This is a genomic window from Photobacterium sp. WH77, assembly GCF_022014395.1.
GTDB classification, from domain to species: Bacteria; Pseudomonadota; Gammaproteobacteria; order Enterobacterales; family Vibrionaceae; genus Photobacterium; species Photobacterium arenosum.
The window spans coordinates 163,897-185,763 of the sequence record NZ_JAKLTE010000007.1 but is presented as its reverse complement, the minus strand read 5'-3'; the positions used below and the strand labels follow the sequence as shown (position 1 = coordinate 185,763).

The 21,867-nt window shown below is 53.4% G+C and carries 23 protein-coding genes; 13 read left to right on the top strand and 10 right to left on the bottom strand.

Annotation, left to right across the window (positions count from 1 at the left end):
* Positions 1-103 precede the first annotated feature (103 nt).
* Complete coding sequence (locus tag L6J37_RS10185) at positions 104-1,291, top strand: NAD(P)/FAD-dependent oxidoreductase (protein ID WP_237794961.1); 1,188 nt, start codon at positions 104-106, stop codon at positions 1,289-1,291.
* 71 nt (positions 1,292-1,362) lie between these two features.
* On the opposite strand, the gene L6J37_RS10180 is transcribed toward L6J37_RS10185, so the two are convergent.
* The 4 genes from L6J37_RS10180 to L6J37_RS10165 form a co-directional block, all read right to left on the bottom strand.
* On the bottom strand, positions 1,363-1,743 hold the full coding sequence (locus L6J37_RS10180; RefSeq protein ID WP_237794960.1) for a NirD/YgiW/YdeI family stress tolerance protein: 381 nt from the start codon (positions 1,741-1,743) through the stop codon (positions 1,363-1,365).
* A 207-nt stretch (positions 1,744-1,950) separates the two neighbouring features.
* Positions 1,951-2,490 (bottom strand): TetR/AcrR family transcriptional regulator, encoded by a 540-nt coding sequence (locus L6J37_RS10175; protein ID WP_237794959.1) that lies wholly within the window; start codon positions 2,488-2,490, stop codon positions 1,951-1,953.
* 55 nt (positions 2,491-2,545) lie between these two features.
* The gene (locus tag L6J37_RS10170) at positions 2,546-3,988 is read right to left on the bottom strand and encodes a coniferyl aldehyde dehydrogenase (protein ID WP_442957007.1); all 1,443 of its coding nucleotides are present in this window, start codon (positions 3,986-3,988) and stop codon (positions 2,546-2,548) included.
* 170 nt (positions 3,989-4,158) lie between these two features.
* Positions 4,159-4,788 carry a tRNA-uridine aminocarboxypropyltransferase gene (locus L6J37_RS10165; protein WP_237794958.1) on the bottom strand — a complete coding sequence of 210 codons (630 nt, stop codon included), beginning with the start codon at positions 4,786-4,788 and terminating at the stop codon, positions 4,159-4,161.
* A gap of 77 nt (positions 4,789-4,865) precedes the next feature.
* On the opposite strand from L6J37_RS10165, the gene L6J37_RS10160 reads away from it, so the two are divergent.
* Entirely contained in the window at positions 4,866-5,324 is a 459-nt protein-coding gene (locus tag L6J37_RS10160; protein ID WP_218384524.1) for an EVE domain-containing protein, read from the top strand.
* A gap of 346 nt (positions 5,325-5,670) precedes the next feature.
* Here the strand turns inward: L6J37_RS10160 and L6J37_RS10155 are convergent, their stop codons facing one another.
* Both L6J37_RS10155 and L6J37_RS10150 read right to left on the bottom strand, forming a co-directional pair.
* Positions 5,671-6,468: a Cof-type HAD-IIB family hydrolase gene (locus tag L6J37_RS10155; protein ID WP_192016043.1), complete on the bottom strand. Its 798-nt coding sequence runs from the start codon at positions 6,466-6,468 to the stop codon at positions 5,671-5,673.
* 141 nt (positions 6,469-6,609) lie between these two features.
* The gene (locus L6J37_RS10150; RefSeq protein ID WP_330872769.1) at positions 6,610-7,674 is read right to left on the bottom strand and encodes an alpha/beta fold hydrolase; all 1,065 of its coding nucleotides are present in this window, start codon (positions 7,672-7,674) and stop codon (positions 6,610-6,612) included.
* A 148-nt stretch (positions 7,675-7,822) separates the two neighbouring features.
* Here L6J37_RS10150 and L6J37_RS10145 point away from each other — a divergent pair, with 148 nt between their 5' ends.
* The gene (locus L6J37_RS10145) at positions 7,823-9,043 is read left to right on the top strand and encodes an EAL and HDOD domain-containing protein (RefSeq protein WP_192016108.1); all 1,221 of its coding nucleotides are present in this window, start codon (positions 7,823-7,825) and stop codon (positions 9,041-9,043) included.
* Between the two features lie 78 nt (positions 9,044-9,121).
* Here the strand turns inward: L6J37_RS10145 and L6J37_RS10140 are convergent, their stop codons facing one another.
* On the bottom strand, positions 9,122-10,717 hold the full coding sequence (locus L6J37_RS10140) for an AbgT family transporter (protein WP_237794957.1): 1,596 nt from the start codon (positions 10,715-10,717) through the stop codon (positions 9,122-9,124).
* A 476-nt stretch (positions 10,718-11,193) separates the two neighbouring features.
* Between L6J37_RS10140 and L6J37_RS10135 the strand changes: the two genes are divergently transcribed.
* Positions 11,194-12,198 (top strand): acyltransferase, encoded by a 1,005-nt coding sequence (locus L6J37_RS10135; protein WP_237794955.1) that lies wholly within the window; start codon positions 11,194-11,196, stop codon positions 12,196-12,198.
* 31 nt (positions 12,199-12,229) lie between these two features.
* On the opposite strand, the gene L6J37_RS10130 is transcribed toward L6J37_RS10135, so the two are convergent.
* A complete protein-coding gene (locus L6J37_RS10130; RefSeq protein WP_237794953.1) occupies positions 12,230-12,559 on the bottom strand; it encodes a DUF2500 domain-containing protein in 330 nt (109 codons plus the stop codon).
* 156 nt (positions 12,560-12,715) lie between these two features.
* Here L6J37_RS10130 and L6J37_RS10125 point away from each other — a divergent pair, with 156 nt between their 5' ends.
* The 3 genes from L6J37_RS10125 (at position 12,716) to L6J37_RS10115 (ending at position 15,024) form a co-directional block, all read left to right on the top strand.
* Positions 12,716-13,081, top strand: coding sequence for a DUF4145 domain-containing protein (locus tag L6J37_RS10125; RefSeq protein ID WP_192016107.1), 366 nt, complete (start codon positions 12,716-12,718; stop codon positions 13,079-13,081).
* 970 nt (positions 13,082-14,051) lie between these two features.
* Positions 14,052-14,678, top strand: coding sequence for a lysoplasmalogenase (locus L6J37_RS10120; protein ID WP_237794952.1), 627 nt, complete (start codon positions 14,052-14,054; stop codon positions 14,676-14,678).
* A 22-nt stretch (positions 14,679-14,700) separates the two neighbouring features.
* Positions 14,701-15,024: a putative signal transducing protein gene (locus L6J37_RS10115; protein WP_192016038.1), complete on the top strand. Its 324-nt coding sequence runs from the start codon at positions 14,701-14,703 to the stop codon at positions 15,022-15,024.
* 50 nt (positions 15,025-15,074) lie between these two features.
* On the opposite strand, the gene L6J37_RS10110 is transcribed toward L6J37_RS10115, so the two are convergent.
* Positions 15,075-15,341 (bottom strand): DUF1145 domain-containing protein, encoded by a 267-nt coding sequence (locus tag L6J37_RS10110; RefSeq protein ID WP_027250511.1) that lies wholly within the window; start codon positions 15,339-15,341, stop codon positions 15,075-15,077.
* The gene (gene rsmD, locus L6J37_RS10105) at positions 15,338-15,943 is read right to left on the bottom strand and encodes a 16S rRNA (guanine(966)-N(2))-methyltransferase RsmD (RefSeq protein ID WP_192016037.1); all 606 of its coding nucleotides are present in this window, start codon (positions 15,941-15,943) and stop codon (positions 15,338-15,340) included. The genes L6J37_RS10110 and rsmD overlap by 4 nt, the downstream gene beginning before the upstream one ends.
* A 181-nt stretch (positions 15,944-16,124) precedes the next feature.
* Between rsmD and ftsY the strand changes: the two genes are divergently transcribed.
* The 6 genes from ftsY (at position 16,125) to glpG (ending at position 21,833) form a co-directional block, all read left to right on the top strand.
* Entirely contained in the window at positions 16,125-17,414 is a 1,290-nt protein-coding gene (ftsY, locus tag L6J37_RS10100; protein WP_218384516.1) for a signal recognition particle-docking protein FtsY, read from the top strand.
* A 2-nt stretch (positions 17,415-17,416) separates the two neighbouring features.
* Positions 17,417-18,085, top strand: coding sequence for a cell division ATP-binding protein FtsE (gene ftsE / locus L6J37_RS10095; protein ID WP_027250514.1), 669 nt, complete (start codon positions 17,417-17,419; stop codon positions 18,083-18,085).
* A complete protein-coding gene (gene ftsX, locus L6J37_RS10090) occupies positions 18,075-19,001 on the top strand; it encodes a permease-like cell division protein FtsX (protein ID WP_237794951.1) in 927 nt (308 codons plus the stop codon). The genes ftsE and ftsX overlap by 11 nt, the downstream gene beginning before the upstream one ends.
* A gap of 148 nt (positions 19,002-19,149) precedes the next feature.
* Positions 19,150-20,010: an RNA polymerase sigma factor RpoH gene (gene rpoH, locus L6J37_RS10085; protein WP_192016034.1), complete on the top strand. Its 861-nt coding sequence runs from the start codon at positions 19,150-19,152 to the stop codon at positions 20,008-20,010.
* Positions 20,011-20,584: 574 nt separating this feature from the next.
* Positions 20,585-20,911, top strand: coding sequence for a thiosulfate sulfurtransferase GlpE (gene glpE, locus L6J37_RS10080; protein WP_161458539.1), 327 nt, complete (start codon positions 20,585-20,587; stop codon positions 20,909-20,911).
* 70 nt (positions 20,912-20,981) lie between these two features.
* Complete coding sequence (glpG, locus tag L6J37_RS10075) at positions 20,982-21,833, top strand: rhomboid family intramembrane serine protease GlpG (RefSeq protein WP_237794950.1); 852 nt, start codon at positions 20,982-20,984, stop codon at positions 21,831-21,833.
* Positions 21,834-21,867: the final 34 nt, after the last annotated feature.

Sequence of the window (21,867 nt, the reverse complement as noted above, 5' to 3'; positions counted from 1 at the left end):
CCGCAGACGGGTAAAATACGCGCACTTGAAAAGGATGCCAGGTAATGCATGTCATTACCGCATCCTTTTTATTTTGTCGCTGAGTCGGATTGCGGATAAGAGAATGGCAGAAAAGTTTGATGTAGTGATTATCGGTGCTGGTGCCGCCGGGCTGATGTGTGCCGCCGAGGCCGGTAAACGCGGCCGCTCTGTGCTGGTGGTTGAACACGGTAAAAAGCCGGGCCGGAAAATTCTGATCTCCGGCGGCGGCCGCTGTAACTTTACCAACTATGATGTGACGGCCAGTAACTATGTCTGCCGCAACCCGCACTTTGCTAAATCGGCGCTGGCGCAGTACACCCAGTGGGACTTCATCGCCATGATCGCCAAGCACGAAATTGCCTACGAAGAGCGGGATCACGGCCAGCTGTTCTGTCTCGATTCGGCCAAAGACATCGTCGAGATGCTGCTCAAAGAATGCGACTTGCCGACGGTACAACAGCGTTATCGCAGTGATGTCCTGGATATCAGTAAAACCGACAGCGGCTTTCACCTGAAAATCAACGCAGACACAGTATCCTGTGAATCTTTGGTGATTGCCACCGGCGGTCTGTCGATGCCCAAGCTCGGCGCCACCCCGTTTGGCTATCAGGTTGCCGAGCAGTTCGGCCTGAAAATGATCCCGACCACGGCCGGCCTGGTGCCTTTTACTCTGCATGTCGAAGACAAAGACGCTTTTGCCGATCTGTCCGGTATCGCGGTTCCCGCTGTGGTGACGGCCGCCGACGGCACCAGTTTCAAAGAAAATATTCTGTTCACCCACCGCGGCTTATCTGGCCCGGCAATTTTGCAGGTCTCCTCGTACTGGAAGCCGGGGCAGGCGGTTTCTATCGACTTGCTGCCGACCCTCAGCCTCGACGACACTCTGCAGGCGATGCGTGATAAGCACCCGAACCAGAGCCTGAAAAATTCGCTGTCCCGTTTGCTGCCCAAACGCCTGGTGGAAGCCATGATTGAGCGTGGTGATCTCGAAGATAAACCGCTCAAACAGCTCAACCCGAAAGAGGTTCAGGCACTGCACGACTATTTTCACCAGTGGCAGATCGCCCCCAACGGTACCGAAGGCTACCGCACCGCCGAAGTCACTCTGGGCGGCGTCGATACCGACGGCCTGTCATCAAAGACCCTGGAAGCCAAAACCGTGCCCGGGCTGTATTTCATCGGCGAAGTGATGGACGTCAGCGGCTGGCTCGGCGGCTACAACTTCCAGTGGGCTTGGAGCTCCGGCTTTGTCGCCGGCCAGCATGTGTAAGCTGCGCTGTATTGAATGCCTTGAATGAACAAAGCCCCGCATCGCGGGGCTTTGTCGTTTAGGCTCATTATTTACTGCCCAATCTGCACGCTATCCACATCCACTGTGGTGCCGTTGAGGTCTTTGTCGACTTCGCCCATCAGGGTGACCTGAGTTTCCGGGCCGACTTGCTTATCGCCCCACAGGTGGTTGTCGATTTCGACGATCATTTCGCCTGTGCTGTCTTTGAAGCGGTAGTCTTCATCGCCGAGAGAGGCGACGATATGGCCGGTCAGGGTGACGCGCGCGTCGTCTTTGGCCTGCATAGCCTGGGCGACGGTTGAGTTGACGCCCTGGGTTTCATTCGGTCCTGTGTAGCCTCCCTGAGCGGCGGTAGCGGCCAGGGGCAGGGCCAGAGTGGCAAATAAGAAGATCACTTTTTTCATGACTGGGTTCTCCGTTATCGGGCTCATGGGAGCAGCGACTGTTTTCAGTATGACAGCTGAGCAACGATTTGCCGCTGTCATCGTGCTATCTATGTAGCCAGAATAACGAAGAAAACGTGAAGCAAGCGTGAAATTCCCGTCAGGAATATATGAAAAGTCGCGATAAAGAAGAATTTTTTATCGCCAATAGTGGTTTGCTATCAGGCTTGCCGGGCCATGCCGTACCACAACATATCAAAAGCCGCCTGACGTGAGGCGGGATCGGCCGCCAGTGCCGGTTGCTCGGCAAACAGGCTGACGGTGGATAAAAAACAGGCTGTGGCAGGTGTTGAGCATCAGAGATTGCGGCCAGTCTGCCAGTTCCCCTTGCTGTTGTCCCTGCTCTATCAGTTGCGGCAGGAAAGGCAGGGCCTGGCTAAGCATCGCATGCTGCTGGCTGAGCAGGTACTGCGGGTCGTTGGCCATCTGGCGCAGGAACTGAAACTGCTGCGGATGGGCAAGTCCCCAGTTGATGGCGGCTTGCCAGATATGCTGCAATTGCGCCTGCACGCTCAGGCTGGTGTCCGGTGGTGTCAGGGCCGTTGCCATGTCTGCTTTTATGCTCAGATACAGGGTTTCGACCAGCACCTGCTTACTGGCAAAGTGATGGAACAACGTGCCATTGGCCACTCCGGCTTCTTTGGCGATCTTGGCAGTGGCAGTGGCCTGAATACCCTGCCGGGTAAAGAGGCTGAGGGCGGCATCTAATAATTGTTGTTTCTTATTCTGGCTCATAGCTCGCTGTCAGTGGAGAAACTGGCTCATCGGGGTGAGCCAGCATAATACAGGTTTAGCGTAAGAAGAAAGCCATCATCAGCTTTTGCACTGTGGCCCGCCAGCCGGTGAAAGGCGGTACGGCCAGTTTGGCGGTATTGATGCGGCCTTTGGTCAGCACGGTTTTGGCTTTGGAGAAGGTCAGAAAGCCTTCCTTGCCGTGATAATGCCCCATGCCAGACGGGCCGATACCGCCGAATGGCGCATCGTCGGCCGCGACATGGAAGACCGAATCATTGATGGCCATGCCACCGGCGTGAACATAAGATTTTACGCGCTCTTGCAGGGCTTTGTCCTGCGTCATCAGGTATAAGGCCAGCGGGCGGGGACGCCGCTGGATGTACTGGATGGCCTCGTCGATGTTGCTGTAGGTGATCACCGGCAGCAAGGGGCCGAAGATCTCTTCTTGCATCAGGGTCAGGCTGTCGCTCGGGTTCACCAGTAAATGCGGCACCATACGGTGCGCACCGGGGTCGATGGCATCCGGGTGGACGGTTTCAATCCGGGTGTTGTTCCGGACAGCTTCTGCCAGCCACTGGCTCAGACGGTCGAACTGGCGCTGGTTGACGACTGAGGTGAAATCCTGGCTGTGCACGCCTTGCGGATACATTTGCGTAAATTGTTTCTTGAACTCGGCAATGAACGCATCTTCTTTGCCTTCCGGCACTAAAATGTAATCCGGTGCCACGCAGATCTGACCCGCATTCAGGCACTTGCCGAAAATCATCCGCTCAACCGCCTGCGGCATATCGGCATCCGGGGCGATCAGAGTTGGCGATTTACCGCCCAGTTCCAGCGTAACCGGGGTGAGGTTATCCGCCGCAGCGCGCATGACATGGCGGCCGACGGCGGTGGAGCCGGTAAACAACAGGTGATCAAACGGCAGTGCCGTAAACGCCGCCGCAATGTCGGCTTCCCCTTCAATGACGGCGACCTCAGTGTCAGCAAAGATATCTGCCAGCAGGGCGGTAATGAGCTGGTTGGTTTGCGGGGTGAATTCACTCAGCTTAATCATGGCACGGTTGCCAGCCGCCAGCGCAGGGATCAGCGGGCCGATGCTCAGCATGACAGGGAAGTTCCAGGGCACCACGATACCGACCACACCGACCGGCTGGTAAATGACTTCCACTTTGGCCGGCATCAATAGCAAGCCGGCGTGACGCCGCGATGGCCGCATCCATTTTTTCAGTCGTTTAATGGTGTAGTTGATCTGCTGGACACAGGGCAGGATGTCGCTCAGCAGGGTATCCTGGTGACTGCGGTGGCCAAAGTCGGCAGACAGTGCTTCACACAGCGCGTCTTTGTGAGCAAGCAATGCGGCTTTCAGCTGTTTGAGTCGGGCAATCCGGCTGGCATAGTCCGGCATGGTCTGCGTCAGGTACTCATTGCGCTGGGTGTGGAACAGTCGCTGCATAGTGAAAATCTGCTGGCTGTCTTGGCTCGCAGTGGCAAAGGTCATCCCTATCTCCTGTTTTGACAGAGTGAACCGCGTACACGCGGTTGAGTATCAGAGAATGCCAGCCGATTCATCCATATACCGACTGACTAGTCGGTTTTAATATAGGGCGGCTCAGCGCTGCGTGCAAGAAATCGGCAAATTTAAATACCGTTCTGTGAGGCGCAGCGCGATTATGGCTCAGGCCGACGACGCGGATGCCCGCTTTTTTCCGCCGGGAAGGCTGCCAGAAAGGCGTCGAAATACTGCTGTAACGCCTTGGCATCGCTGTGCTCTCCCAGCAACTCCAGCAGGGCAATGCCTGTTTCGCAGGTGCACAGATTGCCCGTTTGCTGATTGCGGCGCAGCGAGTAACAGGAGTCGCGATCCACACTCAGACTGAGCCGGGGCAGCTTAGTCAGCCACGGGCTTTTGCGCATCATCTTGCGTGCTTCCTGCCAGGTGGCATCAAGCAGAATGAATAAAGGGGTCTTGCCTGTCTCGCGTGCAAAGGGTACCGCGGGATGGGTGTCGTCGGCGGGAAACAGCAGCCAGGGCTGGATCTTGTCATCGGCTATCAGCGTCAGCAGCGCCTCGGGCGGCTCGGTACGAGACCAAAGCAGGCGCTGGCAATGCGGCAACGTTCTGGCCATCAGCGCCCCGGTATTGGTGTCTTTGCCAAATTCCTTGCTGTGAGTCAGCAGCACGAAGATCGCCTGAGAGCGCAGGCGCACCTCGGCATGGCAGATACAATTATGAACAAAGCCGCAATTCGGGCAGGGTGTTACCGTTTGTGGAGCAGGTTCGGCGCTCATGGTTGCCATCGCTTATGGTATTCTTGAGTCTGTGACCTCAGATGTTACTGCTCTGGTACCACAAAATCACGACAACAGGATGCGATATGGCTTATTGGTTATTCAAAACGGAACCGGATACTTTCTCTATTGATACTCTCAAGCAGATGAATGTGGCTTGCTGGGAAGGCGTTCGTAACTATCAGGCGCGCAACATGATGCGTGATGACGTCAAAGTGGGTGACCAGGTCTTTATCTATCACTCTTCGTGCAAAGACATTGGGGTGGTGGGGGTTGCCAAAGTGGTGCGCGAGGCCTATCCCGATCATTTTCAGTTTGATCCCGACAGCCCGTATTTCGACCCGAAATCCGATCCCGCCAATCCGCGCTGGGTGATGGTGGACATCGAATATGTGCGCCATCTGCGCCTGGTAACGCTGAAAAGCATCAAAGCCAATGATGCGCTGCATGAAATGCCGCTGGTGCAGCGCGGTAACCGCCTCAGTATCATGCCGGTTACGGAACAGCAGTGGCAGGAAGTGCTGCGCATGACAGGACAGTTTTAACGCACTTGTAATGGTTTATTGTTTGAATATTCCCTCCCCTTGGCAAGGGGAGGGTTAGGGTGGGGTTCGAGCGGCGGGCGCGGATTTAGCGTTTGTGCCGTATAACCCCCTCCTAGCCTCCCCCTTGAAAAGGGGGAGGGATCGTACTGAGTTTGCTGAAACCACGAATATTCCCTCCCCTTGGCAAGGGGAGGGTTAGGGCGGGGTTCGAGCGGCGGGCGCGGGTTTTGCGTTTGTGCCGTATAACCCCTCCTAGCCTCCCCCTTGAAAAGGGGGGAGGGATCGTACTGAGTTTGCTGAAGCGTTGAGTATTCCCTCCCCTTGAATAGGACTAGGGAAAAGTGGCTTACAGCAGATGCTCGGCCAGATAATGCGCCACGGCTTCGTCGGCGCATGAACCAATCACGCCGTTGTCAGGCAGGGCGGCCATCACTTTGTGGTGAGCTGTACCCATCACCAGACCTTTGCCGGCCATGCTCAGCATTTCCACATCATTCATGCCGTCACCGAAGGCGATACAGTCTGTCAGCGCATAGCCTTTCGCTTCGGCAACCGCTGCCAGGGCGTGGCCTTTCGACACCCCGACATCCATCACTTCCAGACACCAGGGCGTGGAAAAGGCGATGCTGGCACGCTCGCCAAACACGGCGCGGAACTTGTCCTCCAGCACAACCAGTTTGTCGTGGTCTTTATCATCACGGGTGAAGAAAACCTTCGCTACGCCATCCAGCGGTGGATTGTTTACGTCAAACAGTTTGTATGTAAAGGTTTCGTGGAAATCACGCAGATACGCATCTTCGATGTTGAGCAGCCAGTCATCATGCCGGTAGATATGAATACGTAAGTCCGGCTCGTCTTTGGTGAGCTCCATCAATCCCAGAATTACCTCAGGCTGCACGTCCTGCTGGAACAGCACTTCGCCCTGACAAGTGTGCACCCGGGCACCGTTAGAGGTGATCATGAAAGCCGGAATGCCCAGTTGCTCGCGCATTTCGGCCACATCGATATGGTGGCGGCCGGTTGCGAAGACGAAATCTTTGCCTTGCTGGTGCAGCTGCTGGAGCACCTCTTTGGTGAAAGGGGCGATTTTATGATCGGGTGTCAGCAGAGTACCGTCGAGATCAGAAGCAACAATTTTATACATGGCACGTCTCTTTCTTTGATGGCTGCACCGCTTCGGGCCAGCCGGGTGATTGGCATACACAGGCAGTGTAAACCAGATTAGATCAAGAAAAGAGGCTAATCTGCGACTCTGGTTTTTTCCGCTATTCCTGTCAGTGTGGGTTCAGCTTGGTTGACCGCTGGCCACCAGCGGGGTGGCGACAGTCGCTGGCTGGCTGAACCGGGCGAAGTGTTCCAGCACAGCTGTGACCGCCTGTACCCGCTGCGAATCCTGTTCGAACAGCACTTCATGGCGGGCGCCCTTGATCACCTTCACCTGACACTGGCCGCCGGCCTGTTTGATCTGCTGGTAAAACAGGTTCTGCGCCCGGTTATCGACTATGGTGTCCTGTTCATTTTGCAGCAGCAGTACCGGGCAGCGGATCTGACCGGCCAGTACCACCGATTGGCGGGCGGCGCTCAATGCCTGCCAGACCCATCGGGAGCTGGGCCCGCCCAGTTTGAGTGCCGGCTGATCTTCATACAGCTTGCGGAACCACTCGTAACGGCACTGGCTCTGGCATAAGGGGTTATCGGCAAAGGGCTTGGGATAATAAGGGGTCTGACCGGGTGCATAGCCGGGCTGACGCTGGAGCTGCTCGGCCACTCTGGCCAGCGGCGAGGCTATAGGCTTCATCCAGTGGCTGACTTTGATGCCGTGCATCGGGGCGCTCAGCACGGCGGCCGCAATATCATCCGGGTACTGGGCCAGATAGAGGCTGGTCACTGTGCCGCCCATCGAGTGACCGAGCATAAAGAGCTGCTGGTAACCGGCCGGTTTGACTATGGTATCCACAAAGGTATGGAGATCACTGACGTAATCGGTAAATTCTTCCACATGGCCGAGCTGGCTGTCTGGGGTCAAGCGGCCGGAGCAGCCCTGGCCGCGGTGGTCCAGGGCAAAAACATCGTAGCCCTGACGGGTCAGCTCCCAGCAGAGCTCCTGATATTTATGGAAGGTTTCGACCCTGCCATTCACCAGCACTATAGCTCTGTCAGTACTGAAGCCGGTCAGGCTCATCCAGGCAATGGGCACGCCTCCGACACCGTCGAACTGGCTTTGCCGGCGCTGAGCCCAGCACTCGGCCACCGGCCCTGACATAGTGGCCGCGAAATCGGATTCCATGCTGATCGCCCCGGCAGGGAGGGAAAAGGAAAAACCTTGAGTCATGGGAAGCTTGTCCAACATTTGTCAGCTCTTTGTGGCGATATAAAGGAATTAGTAATATGTTCCAGTATAACGTAAAGTGTTGATGGTTTTGGATACGGCATCAAATCTGATGCCATTCTATTATTGTTATTGTCTTCCACCGGACAGGATCATTAATTTCCCCAATATGTACGCCTACGTTGCTCGTCAACCTATCTTGAACCGCCAGCAGAGAACCGTTGGTTATGAATTGCTGTTTCGTGATGGGGAGCAGAATGCCTTTCCGGACATCGAAGCCAACACGGCAACCAGCCGTTTACTGGTGGAAAACTACATGGCTGTCGGTGACGATCTTGCCACCGCAAGCCAGCGTACCTTTATCAATTTCCCCTATGACAGCCTGGTGAGATTGCTACCGTTGTTGCTGCCGCGGCACAAGGTGGTGATAGAAGTGCTGGAAACCTGCACCCCGGATGATGAGCTGTTTGCGGCGATACGTCATCTGAATAAACAGGGTTATACCATAGCGCTGGACGACTTTGATCTGCAACCGGCCTGGCAGCGCTTCATGCCCTATGTGCATGTGATTAAGCTTGATTTCATCAAACTGGGTTGTCAGCGCGCCTGTGCTTTTGTGGCCCAGCATGAAAATCGACGCCTGAAATTCCTGGCCGAAAAAGTAGAAAGCCGGGAAGAGTTTGAAGCCGCCCGGGCTGCCGGTTTTCATCTGTTTCAGGGTTATTATTTCAGCAAACCTGAGCTGCTGAAAAACCGTCAGGTGACGCCTGAAACCCTGACCACCCTGAGACTGCTGCGTGAAATCAGCCGCACTCCGGTCGATTTTCCCCGTGTCGAGCGCATTATTGCCAGCGACGTTTCCCTGTCTTATCTTTTGCTGCGTTATGTCAATTCCGCCGCCCACCGAACCTTGACGCCAATCGGTAACTTTAAGCAGGCGCTGGTGTATCTGGGTGAAGAGAAAATTAAGCTGTTTGTCTCAGTGGTGGCCGCGGCTCATGCTTCTATCCGCAAACCGCGCGAGCTGTATATTCTGTCGCTGCAGCGGGCGCGCATGTGCGAAGAGCTGGCGAGGGGAAGCGGTATTGCCCTGAACAGTGATCAGGCGTTTCTGGCGGGGATGTTTTCGCTGCTCGATGCCTTGCTCGATAAGCCGCTGCCTAAACTGCTGGAGCTGTTACCTCTGTCTGAGGAAGTCCACCGCGCCTTATTGCTGCGGCAGGGGCCGCTGGGCGATATTCTGAATTTGCTGGATGCCTACGACAATGCCGACTGGGAAAGTACCGCCCGGTATTGCCAGCGGCTGGGAATGAATGAAGCTCAGGTGGCGAATGTGTATCACCAGACGCTGCGCTGGCTGGCCAGCTATCAGATCCCGTATCAGAAATAAGCGGTGTATCCCGCTGGGGAAAAGAGGAAAAACAAAACCGGGCGTTTGCCCGGTTTGTCGTTTCAGGAGGAAGCAGGATTAGCCGCCAATGTTGTAATAGGTCGCGGCGCCTGGACCAACCGGGATACCCAGTACAAACACCCAGACATAGAACATCAGGCTCCAGCCGACCACGAAGACCATGGAATATGGCAGCATGGTGGCAATCAGGGTGCCCAGTCCCAGATTCTTCTGGTAACGGGTCGCCACCGCCAGAATCATACCGAAGTAGCTCATCATAGGGGTGATGATATTGGTGACAGAGTCGCCGATACGGTACGCCGCCTGAATGGTTTCCGGCGCATAGCCGACCAGCATCAGCATAGGCACGAAGATAGGGGCGGTAACTGCCCACTGTGCCGAGGCTGAACCTATCATCAGGTTGATGAAGCCACACATCAGGATAAAGGCGAAGAACAGCATTGGCCCGGTCAGGCCGATGGATTGCAGCATGTCTGCACCCGCCACGGCAAAGACTTGGCCAAAGTTAGTCCACTTGAAGAATGCCACGAACTGGGCGGCAAAGAACACCAGTACGATATACATACCCATTGACGACATAGAAGCCGACATCGCACTGATCACGTCGCGATCTGTCTTCATGGTGCCAACGACTTTACCGTACGCAAAGCCAGGGATGGCGAAGAACACAAAGATGAAAGCCACAATGCCTTTCAGGAAAGGCGAGCCTGCCACCAGGCCGGTATCAGGATGACGCAGGATACCGTTTTCCGGCACTATGGTCAGCGCCAGCAGAACAGATACCGCCAGTGCAGCCAGTCCCGCCACTTTCAGACCTTTCTTTTCCAGATCCGTCAGCTTGCCCATTTTGTCTTTGCCCAGATCGTCGCTGGCTTCCTCGACATTGTAAGTGCCCAGTTTTGGCTCAACAATTTTCTCGGTCACGAAGGCACCCATGATGGTGATCGCGAACGTTGAAGCAAACATGAAGTACCAGTTCACTTCCGGGCCAACCTGGTAGGTCGGGTCAATCATTTGCGCTGCCGTCTGGGTAATCCCGGACAGCAGGGGATCAACAGTGCCCAGCAGCAGGTTAGCGCTGTAGCCGCCGGAGACACCGGCAAAAGCCGCGGCCAGACCCGCCAGAGGGTGACGACCCAGCGAGTGGAACAGCATGGCGGCCAGTGGGATCAGCACCACATAACCCAGCTCTGAAGCCGTATTGGAAATGATACCGGCAAACACCACAACCAGAGTTACCATACGGCGGGAAGCGCCCATGACCAGGCCACGCATTGCAGCAGAAAGTAAGCCAGAATATTCTGCAATCGCGACACCCAGCATGGCCACCAGCACAGTACCCAGCGGGGCAAAGCTTGTGAAGTTTTTCACCAGATTCGCCACGATCATTTGCAGACCTTCGGCGTTCATCAGGCTGATAACGTGGATCATGCCGTCAGCGGCACGCCCTGGGGCGCCTTCCGGGCGTGGGTCTGGCACTGAAACGCCAAAGTAGCCGGCAATGCCGGAAGCAATCAGTATTGCCAGGCTGAACAGGGCGAAAAGGGTGATTGGGTGCGGCAGCAGGTTGCCCAGCCACTCAACCGTATCCAGAAAACGCGTAAAGAGCGTTTTTTTGGTATTCAACTGTTTTTGTGAAGCACTCGAATGCATCACGACCTCCATTCTTACGTCATGTACCCGTCAATGGGCATCTAATCGGTGCGGGAGGTTACGCTATTGTTAATGCCATAAACAAGATAAAAATGTGTCTAAATGTTTCTGTTGTGTATTTTATGACTGCATATTGACGTTCAGATTAGTTTTTTGTGTTTATTTTTGTGTTGCCAGTGGACCATTTTACTTTTTTATATGCTTTCTGTTGATTATTTGTGCGAGTGGCTCAGAGAATAAAGGGCTCAGTTTTGCCTGGCCTGCTTGCTATGATGGCCACAAAAATGTGATTAATATCTCGTTTTGGTGTGAATTTAATAAAACATCATTCAAATTATCAATTTGATAACATACTGATAAGCGTCTGCCTTTAGTTTGCTTAGATTGTACGCCAGTGAGGTATGCACAAATTCTGATCAGGCCGCTCATGGCGCTTTAGTATCGAAAGAGGGGCTGTAACAAGTGAAGGAGATCCCATGCGGGAAAAAATAGTCTTTGTCGACTTACTGCGCTGTGTTGCTGCCACCGCTGTGGTTGTGATTCATGTGTTAGGGCCTTACCGTGAACTGCTCGGGCAGATCCCGGACCATGCCTGGATAACTGTGGTGAGTTATAACAGCTTCAGCCGCTGGGCTGTGCCTGTCTTTATCATGATCAGTGGCGCGCTCATGCTGACAGACACCCGGCCGTTTGAGTTTGGCTATTATGTCCGGCGGCGGCTGGGCAAGGTATTGCTCCCTTTTCTGGTGTGGTCGGTGTTTTATGCGTTTTTTTCAGGCCTGACCTTAGATGGCTATCAGAGCAGTACCGCGATGGCGACACTGGCTAACATGCCGGAACACGAAACCTATTATCACCTGGGCTTCTTCTACTATTTTCTGCCTTTGTATCTGGTGATGCCGTTTTTGCAGGCGTGGGTGAAGCGGGCTGATCCGACAGCAGTGAAAGGGGTGACGCTGGTGTGGATGCTGCTGACGGCTTTGTTTTTGTTTTATATCGATGGCCCCTGGAGCCACCAGTTGGTGCTGTACAGCGGGTATTTGCTGCTGGGCTATTGCCTTTATCGCTATTCCTGGCCGACACTGGGCTGGTTACTGCCTTTGGGGATAGCGGCACTGGTACTGACTGATTATATGGTACTCAGCCGCAGCTTTGCAGCGGGTGAATACACTGTTGGCCGCTGGCTGTCTTACAAAACCCTGAATACTGTGCTCATCGCCGCGATGGTTTTTGTGGTGTGCCGTTATATTGCCGATCGCCTCAGTGAAGGTACGCTTGCCAAACTGGCCTTTGTGAGTCGCTATAGTCTGGGTATTTACTTGCTGCACCCGATTTTTCTGTGGCCGGTCAGAGCGTTTGATTGGTACTTTATTCATCCTGTTGTGATGATCCCGTTCTGGACTCTGGTGGCCGGTGGGCTTGCTTTGCTGGCGAGCTGGCTGCTTAGCCGTCACCGGCTGACGGCCTGGCTGGTACCCTGATGATATTGTCTTAGTGACGATGGCGCATTTGTCAGCGTTTCAGCGCAAAGTGCATAAATCGTCGCCCCCGGTAGGTCAGGGTACCTGAGTCACCGGCATTCAGGGCGTGGAAATAGTGCGGCCCTATCTGGAAATCACGTTTGGGGCCGCCTGTTACCGGCTGGACATAAAGCCAATATTCCTCACTGTCACCGCCTGGTGGAGTATTATCGACAGCGACACTCTGTTTATCGAGTATCAGCACCTCTATTGTTTTTTCTATCGCTGTGTTGCCCGACAGATGACGGCGGTAGATGTGAACGAATGAGGCGACAGCAACAACAAGTAACACCAGAAGAATCAGAAAAGGGGTAACGGGCATAGCAGGCTCCTTAGGTAACTGCCCGCTATTATGCTTGAGTGTATATCGGATTGTCTGTGACAGAATGCGGTTATGGTGAGATCGCCGCCGGTAGATTTGCAACTGGCTGATCTCCCTGTAAGGTTAAAGAAGAAGCAGGTAGCAGGAGAGATGTGGGTGTCAGAGATTGAATTAGTGGTGAGCCGGAGCCGGCGACTCGAGCATTTGCTGCGGCACCATTATCATGCGGAAGGAAAAGGGCTGCATCAGTTAATTACCAGTTGTGAAGAGCGTTTGCCTCACGAGATCATCCCCACCTTGCGTTATGTGGCCACCATACGCAATAAAGTGGTGCATGAGGAAGGATTTAGCCTGGATGACAGTCGTGGCTTTCGCCGGGCCTGTCAGGAGTGCGAAAAAGAGCTGACGCCCCGCAGCGCGCGCAGGGTGTGGGCGGTTGCCGTGTTGTTAGTGTTAGGCATGACCGCCTTGGCGCTGTGGTTTTACTCTAACAATTGGCACCATATAAAGTTGGATCCGTAACGGATGGCGCATGATAGCGACAAAATAAAAAAGGTGCCTCAGGCACCTTTTTTATTGGTTAATTTTATCTTTTGCTTAATAAAGCACAGGCAGCAACATGAGACCGGCGACGACGGCGATCATGACAAGCCCTTGTTTTTGAGAGGGTGATAACATAGTTATAGGCTCCTGTTATGTTGCTGGAAAATTGGTGTAAGAAAAGAATAGCACTTTTTTTGTCGCTCGATCAAAGGAAGAGTGTGATATTTAGCAATAAATTTACTTTTAGTTGTCATGAAATCCCTTTCTCGATGATGTTTAACTGCTAAAAATGGTGAGGTTAAAAAACAATCTTATTGAGTGTTTGAGTTTGAGTTTGGATTTAAATCAATGATATTTAACTGTTATTTGTTTCTTTGTGTTTTGTTGTTAATCCATTCTTAAATGCTGGTTGTTCTTTTGCGCTCTGGAGGTTCCTGGCATTAGCTATCATTGTTTTTCGTGATAAAACTAAAGAAAACCGGTTCAGGTATACAGCCGGGTTAGGTTTTTGCATACGATTTTCGTTATTTATCGACATTCAACGCTCTGTAACTGTGTAGATGTTAGGTAAAATAACTTAAGGAAGCTCTGAGCTGATTTTGGTGCTAGGTTTTGTTTTATTTGTTTGTTTTTATTCATTTTTATGTTTTATTTTGAACAAGGTTTCTATCTGTTTTCGTTTCTTGTGGGGGTAAAATAAAGCGGTATTTATCGCATTAGTATGAACCTGACGCTTTTGACAGCGGAACTGTACTGTTTTTGTTACCAGACTGGGAGTTGCAGCCATAGCATTGAACGAAAAGGAATAAAAGTGGCGGTAAAGGAATAAGTTATATGAAAGTGTGATGGATCACAGAGGTGAGAATTGACCGGGTTTCTGGCCTATCTGAGCTAGACAAACGGCGTTTGCTTTTTACACTGTCACAGCTTTGATAACTCGGGTGAACGTATGTGGGTCTGGTTAGCCGTCTCTTTTTCTGCTTTGTTACATATCAATGCCGCTTATCGCGGTCCACAGTGGCAGTTTTATTTGTTTAAGCCGCTGACGATTGTCTTGCTGCTGGCAACAATCCTGCAGTTTGGCCAGGGTGATGGATACCAGCAATGGATTATTGCCGGTCTGCTGTGCTCCGTCGCCGGGGACATTTTCCTTATGTTGCCCAAAGACAAGTTTGTGCCGGGCCTGACCAGTTTTCTGCTGGCGCACATAGTGTATTCACTGGCCTTCTGGAATGAATTGTCTGGCCCGATAGTGTGGTGGCTGCCTGCCTTGCTGATGGGGGCCGGGATTATCGTTTATCTGTTGTTGCTGCCGTCTCTGGGCCGGTTGGCTCTGCCAGTTGGAGTATATATAGGGGTGATTTTGCAAATGACCTGGGCGGCGGGTGAGTACTGGCTAACCACCCGAACAGGTGCCGGCCTCGCCGCTTTTGCCGGGGCGATGGTCTTTCTGGTATCAGATACTTTGCTGGCCCTGGACCGGTTCAGAGGCAATTTCAGAGCTGCGACAGGCAGTATCATGACCACCTATTATCTTGCCCAGTCGCTCTTAGTGGTCAGTGTGCTGCTACGCTGATGATAAAGAGAAGAGATTGGTAATGGCAGCTAGCTGGCAACAGATCTACCGGGCGGGCAACAGCCTTGAAGCGCATACCCTGAAAGGATTACTGGAACATGCCGGTTTGGCGGTGCGTCTGACCGGGGAGAATCTCGGGGCGGCTGCCGGTGAATTACCGGCTGATGTGGTACAGGTGACAGTCTGGGTATCGGAACAGGATGCGGTAAAGGCACGCCAGTTACTTGCCGGGTACGAGACGGGCAATCAGCGGCGCTGGCGATGTGTGTCCTGCGGCGAAGAGAACGAAGGACAGTTTGACTGGTGCTGGCAATGTGGCACCGATAAACCTGAGACTGACTGCTGAAGAGCAGGATAAACGAAGGGCACCAGCCGGGCACCCTTGCCGTTAGCTTTTTACACCATGTGCTTGCGGCGAATATCCAGCAAAGCAAAGATGCCGAAAATCAGTATCGACCATTTTTCCCAGCGACTCAGAGACAGTTTGTCACCAAACGCACCGAGGAAAATCAGCATTTGCAGGCCGTGCATCGCCAGCAGAAACGCCGTCATGATATACAGTGCGATTGCCGCCACACCCGGGAAAGGGTGGAACAGGTTCAGCAAAAGTACCGCCCAGACAAATCCGATCGCCACTTTCGCCAGTAAAATCAGCGCTTTCATATTTCCTCTCTTTGATACAGGCGGTAGCAAACTTGTCCCGCCGATTTTTCTTTGATGAGCTGCCAGTGTTCGGGCGTATCAGGCAGTCCCAGTTCTTTTTCTGCTTCCAGATAAATCAGGGCTTGCGGGGTCAGCCAGCCATTGGCTTCCAGCAGGCGAATCACCTCCGGCAGCATGTCGCGCCGAAAAGGCGGATCAATAAACACCAGATCAAAAGCCGACCCCGGTTTATTGAGAAAAGACAGGCTGTCGGTCTGATGCAGCTCAGCTTTATCTGTCTCTAAGGTGTCCAGATTACGCTTCAGCTGACTGGCGGCTTTCGTGTCTAGCTCCAGCAGTGTCAGGTGCTCCGCACCACGCGATAAGGCTTCAAGACCAAGGCTGCCGCTGCCGGCAAAGAGATCCAGACATCGTGAGCCGTGGATATCCGGGGCAAGCCAGTTAAAAACGGTTTCTTTGACACGGTCGGTTGTCGGGCGTAACCCGGCAACATCGTGGACCGGCAGTTTACGTCCTCGCCAGCGGCCACTGATGATACGTACAAAGCCTGCCTGGCTGGGCGGGTTAGCTTTGTGTCCGGAATGCGTCTTACGTCTAGTCATACATTTCTTCGACCGTAGAGAAAGTGGTAGTATACATGGGCCTGATTATCTTTGTGTTTGTTCGTTGTTACCCTGACGATTGGTTATGTTCGCCAGGCCTACTAAGCTGGCAAGCCCAAAGATAAACAGGCCCTTTATTTTCAGGCCGTAAATTGTACCAATCAATGTCTAGGATTTGCCAATGGCAGAAAAAAAGAAGCGCGGATTATTTTCATGGCTGGGGTTTGGTGAAGAAGAACAAACCGAGCAAAAAGAACAACATAAACCGCAAGAAGAGACCATAGAGTCGGAACAGACTCAGGAGGCACAAACGCAGCCTGCTTCTGCAGAGGAGTCGGTTCCACCTCATCAGGATATGGCGGATGCGGAAGCCCCGCTGACGCACCGCGACGCTGAGCCTGAATTGCCTGAGCAGAGTGTGCATCTGGATGTCGAGGCAGATACACATATCCGGCCGGCAGAAGAAGATGCACAGCCACCAAGCCTGCAAGCCGCGGCTGAACCGGCCCTTGTTTCTGAGGAGCCGGCGGTGCAGGAAAAACCGCAGCGCGAGGGTTTCTTTGCCCGGCTGATGAAAGGGCTGAAGAAAACCCGCAATAATCTAGGGGCTGGCTTCTTCGGTTTATTCCGGGGCAAGCAGATTGATGATGATCTGTTTGAAGAGCTGGAAGAGCAGCTGCTGGTGGCAGATGTCGGTATGGACACCACGCTCAAGATTATCGAAAACCTGACCGAAAAAGCCGACCGCAAACAGCTCAAAGACGGCGAGGCCCTGTACGGTCTGCTGAAAGACGAGCTGAGTGAGATGCTGGCAAAAGTTGAGCAGCCACTGGTGATTGATACCAGCCGCAAGCCTTATGTGATTTTAATGGTGGGTGTGAATGGCGTAGGTAAAACCACCACTATCGGTAAGCTGGCCAAGCAATTCCAGCAGCAGGGGCTGTCAGTCATGCTGGCCGCTGGGGATACCTTCCGTGCCGCGGCGGTAGAGCAGCTGCAAGTGTGGGGCGATCGTAATAACGTGCCTGTGGTCGCCCAGCATACCGGTGCCGACAGTGCTTCAGTGATCTACGATGCGATTGAGTCAGCCAAAGCACGCAATGTCGATGTGGTGATTGCCGATACTGCCGGCCGTCTGCAGAACAAAGGCAATCTGATGGAAGAGCTGCGTAAGATTGTCCGGGTGATGCAGAAAATTGATCCGCTGGCGCCGCACGAAATTATGCTGACCGTTGATGCCGGTACTGGCCAGAATGCGATCAGTCAGGCCAAACTGTTCAGTGAAGTGGCACCAGTATCTGGTATTACACTGACCAAACTGGATGGCACGGCTAAGGGTGGTGTAATTTTTGCCATCGCAGATCAATTCAATATCCCTATCCGTTACATTGGTATTGGTGAAGGTATTGAAGATTTGCGTCCTTTTGCCGCCCAGGAATTTATTGAGGCTCTGTTCAGCGACGAGGATTAACTGTGATTCGGTTTCAGCAGGTCAGTAAAGCATATCGGGGCGGTCGCCAGGCCCTGCAAAAAGTGGATTTCCATCTGGGAAAAGGTGAGATGGCTTTTCTCACCGGCCATTCCGGTGCCGGTAAAAGCACGCTGTTGAAACTGATCGCCGCGGTTGAACGGCCGAGTGATGGCCGGATTTTCTTCAATGATCATGATATTACCCGGATAGACAGCCATCAGATTCCTTTTCTTCGCCGTCACATCGGGATGATTTTTCAGGATCACAGACTGCTGATGGACCGGACTGTGTTTGACAATGTGGCGCTGCCACTGCAAATCGCCCAGTCTCCGGCCGGTGATGTGAAGCGACGGGTTTCCGCCGCGCTGGATAAAGTCGGCCTGCTGGATAAAGCACAATGCCTGCCGATTCAGCTGTCCGGCGGGGAACAGCAGCGGGTCGGCATTGCCCGGGCCGTGGTCAATAAACCGCTGGTGGTACTGGCGGATGAACCGACCGGTAATCTGGATGCCGATCTGTCCCAGCAGATGATGGGACTGTTTGCCGAATTTAACCGGGTTGGGGTGAGTGTACTGATGGCCACGCACGACACCTCTTTATTAAGCCGTCACAGTTACAGACGGCTTGATTTACACCAGGGCAGTTTGCGCGAGGTGGCGTATGGCGCGTAAAGCTCAAAGCTGGTTCTCTGTCCAGCGTCAGGTGGGTAAGCAGGCACTCACTGATCTATGGCGCCGTCCGGTGGGCAATGTCCTGACGCTGGCAGTGCTGGCCTTTGCCCTGACCTTACCGGCCTGTTTTTATCTGGCGGCAAAGAATATTGCGATTGTCAGCCAGGCCTGGCAGAACCCGACTCAGCTGACTGTTTATATGGCGCCGGGTGCCGGCGATGCAGACGCCCGCACCCTGAGAGAGAGCCTGGCGGGCTGGACGGAAATCAGTTCGGCGGATTATGTCTCTCCTCAGCAGGGATTGGATGAATTCCGTGAGCACGCAGGCTTTGCCAAGGCCCTGAGCCTGCTGGATGAAAACCCCTTGCCGGCGGTGCTGATTATCAAACCGTCGGTGCAATGGCAGTCGGGCAGCCAGGCGGAAATACTGGCCCGCAAGCTCAGTGAGCAGGCCGGTGTGGATGATGTCCGGCTGGACAGCGACTGGCTGCAGCGTCTTGAAGCCATCAAGCAACTCAGTGTCACGCTGACCATGATCATGGCTGGCCTGATGCTGCTGGCCGTGTTCCTGATAGTGGGTAATACGCTGCGTCTTCAGCTGCAAAATCAGAAAGAGGCGGTGCAGGTTATGAAATTGGTCGGGGCGACCAACACGTATATTCTGCGGCCATTTCTGTACACAGGCGCCTGGTATGGCTTATTGGCCTCGGTGTCTGCGTTAGTGCTCACTACGCTGGTAAGCTTTATACTGGAAAGTGCGGTTGATAAGCTGGCCGCTTTGTATGGCAGTGATTTCCACTTAACCGGTCTGGCCTGGGATGAATGCCTGCTACTCATTATCTTATCGGCTCTGCTGGGCATACTGGCAGCCCGTCTTTCAGCCGGCAGACACTTAAAAGAAATTGAACCAATGTGATGAATCAGACTCTACGTATTGGTTATGCATGCTTGCATTTTGTGCAGCATTGAAGGCATTATTGTCGGTCTGGCAGTGTAATGCTGCTTGATTTAGGTGAAAGTCCAGGGTATTTGGCCCTGGCAAAGCATCCACAGGGGTTACTTGAATGACAAAAGAGATGACTTCATTAGCTTTAGTTTCTGCTGATAGCCTGGAAGGCTATATCCGGTCTGTAAACAGCCATCCGATGCTGACAGCCGAGCAGGAGCGGGAGTTAGCTGAGCGTCTGCATTATGACGGTGATATTGAGGCTGCCCGCAGTCTGGTATTGTCGCACCTGCGCTTTGTAGTCCATGTTGCCCGCGGCTATACAGGTTATGGCCTGCCAATGGCTGATCTGGTTCAGGAAGGCAATATTGGTCTGATGAAGGCGGTAAAACGCTTCAACCCGGAAGTGGGTGTCAGGCTGGTGTCTTTCGCTGTCCATTGGATCAAGGCTGAAATTCATGAGTATGTGCTGCGTAACTGGCGGATCGTGAAAGTCGCGACCACCAAGGCTCAGCGTAAACTGTTCTTCAACCTGCGTAAGGCGAAAAAGCGCCTTGGCTGGTTTAACAATGAAGAAGTCGAAATGGTGGCCGAGCAACTGGGTGTAGAAACCAGTGAAGTGCGTGAGATGGAGTCCCGTCTTGCCGCGCAGGATGCCACCTTTGATATGCCGGCGGATGATGACGAACGTGAAAACAGCTACACAGCACCTGTGTATTTTCTGGAAGACAAGTCATCTGACGTGGCGCTCAGCTATGAAGAAAATAACTGGGAAGATCACGCCAACAATCGTCTGTCACTGGCACTGGCGAATCTGGATGACCGCAGTCAGCATATCGTGCGTTCACGCTGGCTGGAGGACGATAAGTCCACATTGCAGGATCTGGCTGATCATTATGGTGTCTCAGCCGAGCGAATCCGCCAGCTGGAGAAAAACGCGATGCGCAAGTTGAAAGATGCCGTCGGTGACGCGCTGTAACGATCCGCATGGTGCAGGATCCTTGGGATGAGGATCCCTGCGGGTCGCTGGATTTTCTATCCACAAACTTATTGAATGAAGAAACCGGCTTTGAGCCGGTTTTTTTGTGCCTGAACACCTATGGAATGGCGGTTTGCTGAGTGGCTGCTGGCATAGCCGACTGAGGCTGAAAATGTTATCCACAGGCTTTGATCGGATCTTTACTATATCTAGTGGATCCTTTTGGGCAGGAACACATTATCAACGCTATTCACAGTTTTTTCCACAGCTGGCGAAACTATGATCAGCAGGCTACTGGCTGGCCTAGCCAGCCAGACTAACTCTCGATCCTGTAAGGATATTCGGCAAAGCCCGCACGCAAAAGGCAGCCAGATTTTTTTCAAAGCTGTGAGTAACTGAGTATACTGGCTGGCATTGAATGAGTAGGGGATACCGTGCTGAATGCGCCAGGATCCCTTGGGTCCACCATTGCTGGTTTTTGCGTCGATAGCATGTCGCGTAAGATCGTGTGATGAGGGGGATTAGCGCAGCCAGATGCTGGCACCCCGGTTGATAATTACAGAATGAGGTCATCATGGAGCAGTTTGAACATATTTCGGTTGAGCAAGCGTACGCATTATTACAACAGTCCGACACTAAGGCGGTACTGGTCGATATTCGCGATCCTCAATCCCACGCTTTATCTCATCCGGCGTCTGCTTTTCACCTGACCAATGACTCTATGGTCAGTTTTATGGATGACGTTGACTTCGAGCAGCCGGTGATCGTGATGTGCTACCATGGGATCAGCTCTCAGGGTGCTGCCCAGTATCTGATTAATCAGGGGTATGAAACCGTGTACAGCATGGACGGCGGCTTTGAAGCGTGGCGCCGTCAGGCTTATCCGTGTGTTGAGCAGTAATTCAGCCAGATGATCATCCTGCGCTTGCCAGCGACGCCTGCGGCGCACAAATTTCAACAGGGAGTCTGAGATGCAGCGCATCGCCGTGCTCAATAACCCCCGAATGGCACAGGCCTTTATAGATTTTATGGCCTCCCGTGGTATTGAACTTACCCTGGCCGCTGAACCCGGCGGCCAGTTTGCCATTTGGTTGTCTGACCCAGCGCACCAGGTAGAAACCGAAGCCGAGTGGCAGCAGTTTATCCGCCATCCTGACGATCAGAAATACCAGGCTGCCTCCTGGCAGGTGGCTAACCGCCGTCAGCAACCGTCGTTTCGCTATGACAGTCCCAGTATGATTGACATGGTGAAATCGGGTGCCGGTCCTGTCTGTCTGCTGGTGATGGTGCTGGCGGTCGGCATATACGGCGGTTGGTTGCTGGGCTGGCAGGCGCCGCTTTTTTACTGGCTGCATTTTCCTACCATGCAGGGAGACAGCTGGGAAGTCTGGCGCTATGTGTCTCACAGCCTGATCCATTTCTCCGCACTGCATGTGATATTCAACTGTCTGTGGTGGTGGGTGCTGGGCGGACGGCTTGAGCGGCACAGCGGCAGCGGCAAGTTACTGGAAGTCTTCATCGTTTCCGCGCTGGTCTCCGGCCTTGCACAGTTCTGGTTCCACGGCCCTAACTTCGGCGGGTTATCCGGGGTGGTTTACGCGCTGATGGGCTACCTGTGGTGGCTGGGCTGGCTGGCACCATCGCGGGGCCTCACTATTCCCAATGGCTATGTCGTCTTTATGCTGGTCTGGCTGGTTTTAGGTTTCGTCGGCGTGATGGGATTTGAAGTGGCTAATATGGCGCATCTGTTCGGGCTGATCTCAGGATGTCTGCTGGCCTTTGTCGATGCGCATCTGCGACAGCCGGCGGATTCGGCACATTAAGGTTTCAGCCAGGAGTGGGATCACTTACCTAGTA

Coding starts and splice junctions, on each gene's coding strand:
- L6J37_RS10185 (WP_237794961.1), top strand. CDS start 104: ATGGCAGAAAAGTTTGATGTAGTGATTATCGGTGCTGGTGCCGCCGGG.
- L6J37_RS10180 (WP_237794960.1), bottom strand. CDS start 1,743: ATGAGCCCGATAACGGAGAACCCAGTCATGAAAAAAGTGATCTTCTTA.
- L6J37_RS10175 (WP_237794959.1), bottom strand. CDS start 2,490: ATGAGCCAGAATAAGAAACAACAATTATTAGATGCCGCCCTCAGCCTC.
- L6J37_RS10170 (WP_442957007.1), bottom strand. CDS start 3,988: ATGACCTTTGCCACTGCGAGCCAAGACAGCCAGCAGATTTTCACTATG.
- L6J37_RS10165 (WP_237794958.1), bottom strand. CDS start 4,788: ATGGCAACCATGAGCGCCGAACCTGCTCCACAAACGGTAACACCCTGC.
- L6J37_RS10160 (WP_218384524.1), top strand. CDS start 4,866: ATGGCTTATTGGTTATTCAAAACGGAACCGGATACTTTCTCTATTGAT.
- L6J37_RS10155 (WP_192016043.1), bottom strand. CDS start 6,468: ATGTATAAAATTGTTGCTTCTGATCTCGACGGTACTCTGCTGACACCC.
- L6J37_RS10150 (WP_330872769.1), bottom strand. CDS start 7,674: ATGTTGGACAAGCTTCCCATGACTCAAGGTTTTTCCTTTTCCCTCCCT.
- L6J37_RS10145 (WP_192016108.1), top strand. CDS start 7,823: ATGTACGCCTACGTTGCTCGTCAACCTATCTTGAACCGCCAGCAGAGA.
- L6J37_RS10140 (WP_237794957.1), bottom strand. CDS start 10,717: ATGCATTCGAGTGCTTCACAAAAACAGTTGAATACCAAAAAAACGCTC.
- L6J37_RS10135 (WP_237794955.1), top strand. CDS start 11,194: ATGCGGGAAAAAATAGTCTTTGTCGACTTACTGCGCTGTGTTGCTGCC.
- L6J37_RS10130 (WP_237794953.1), bottom strand. CDS start 12,559: ATGCCCGTTACCCCTTTTCTGATTCTTCTGGTGTTACTTGTTGTTGCT.
- L6J37_RS10120 (WP_237794952.1), top strand. CDS start 14,052: ATGTGGGTCTGGTTAGCCGTCTCTTTTTCTGCTTTGTTACATATCAAT.
- L6J37_RS10115 (WP_192016038.1), top strand. CDS start 14,701: ATGGCAGCTAGCTGGCAACAGATCTACCGGGCGGGCAACAGCCTTGAA.
- L6J37_RS10110 (WP_027250511.1), bottom strand. CDS start 15,341: ATGAAAGCGCTGATTTTACTGGCGAAAGTGGCGATCGGATTTGTCTGG.
- rsmD (WP_192016037.1), bottom strand. CDS start 15,943: ATGACTAGACGTAAGACGCATTCCGGACACAAAGCTAACCCGCCCAGC.
- ftsY (WP_218384516.1), top strand. CDS start 16,125: ATGGCAGAAAAAAAGAAGCGCGGATTATTTTCATGGCTGGGGTTTGGT.
- ftsX (WP_237794951.1), top strand. CDS start 18,075: ATGGCGCGTAAAGCTCAAAGCTGGTTCTCTGTCCAGCGTCAGGTGGGT.
- rpoH (WP_192016034.1), top strand. CDS start 19,150: ATGACAAAAGAGATGACTTCATTAGCTTTAGTTTCTGCTGATAGCCTG.
- glpE (WP_161458539.1), top strand. CDS start 20,585: ATGGAGCAGTTTGAACATATTTCGGTTGAGCAAGCGTACGCATTATTA.
- glpG (WP_237794950.1), top strand. CDS start 20,982: ATGCAGCGCATCGCCGTGCTCAATAACCCCCGAATGGCACAGGCCTTT.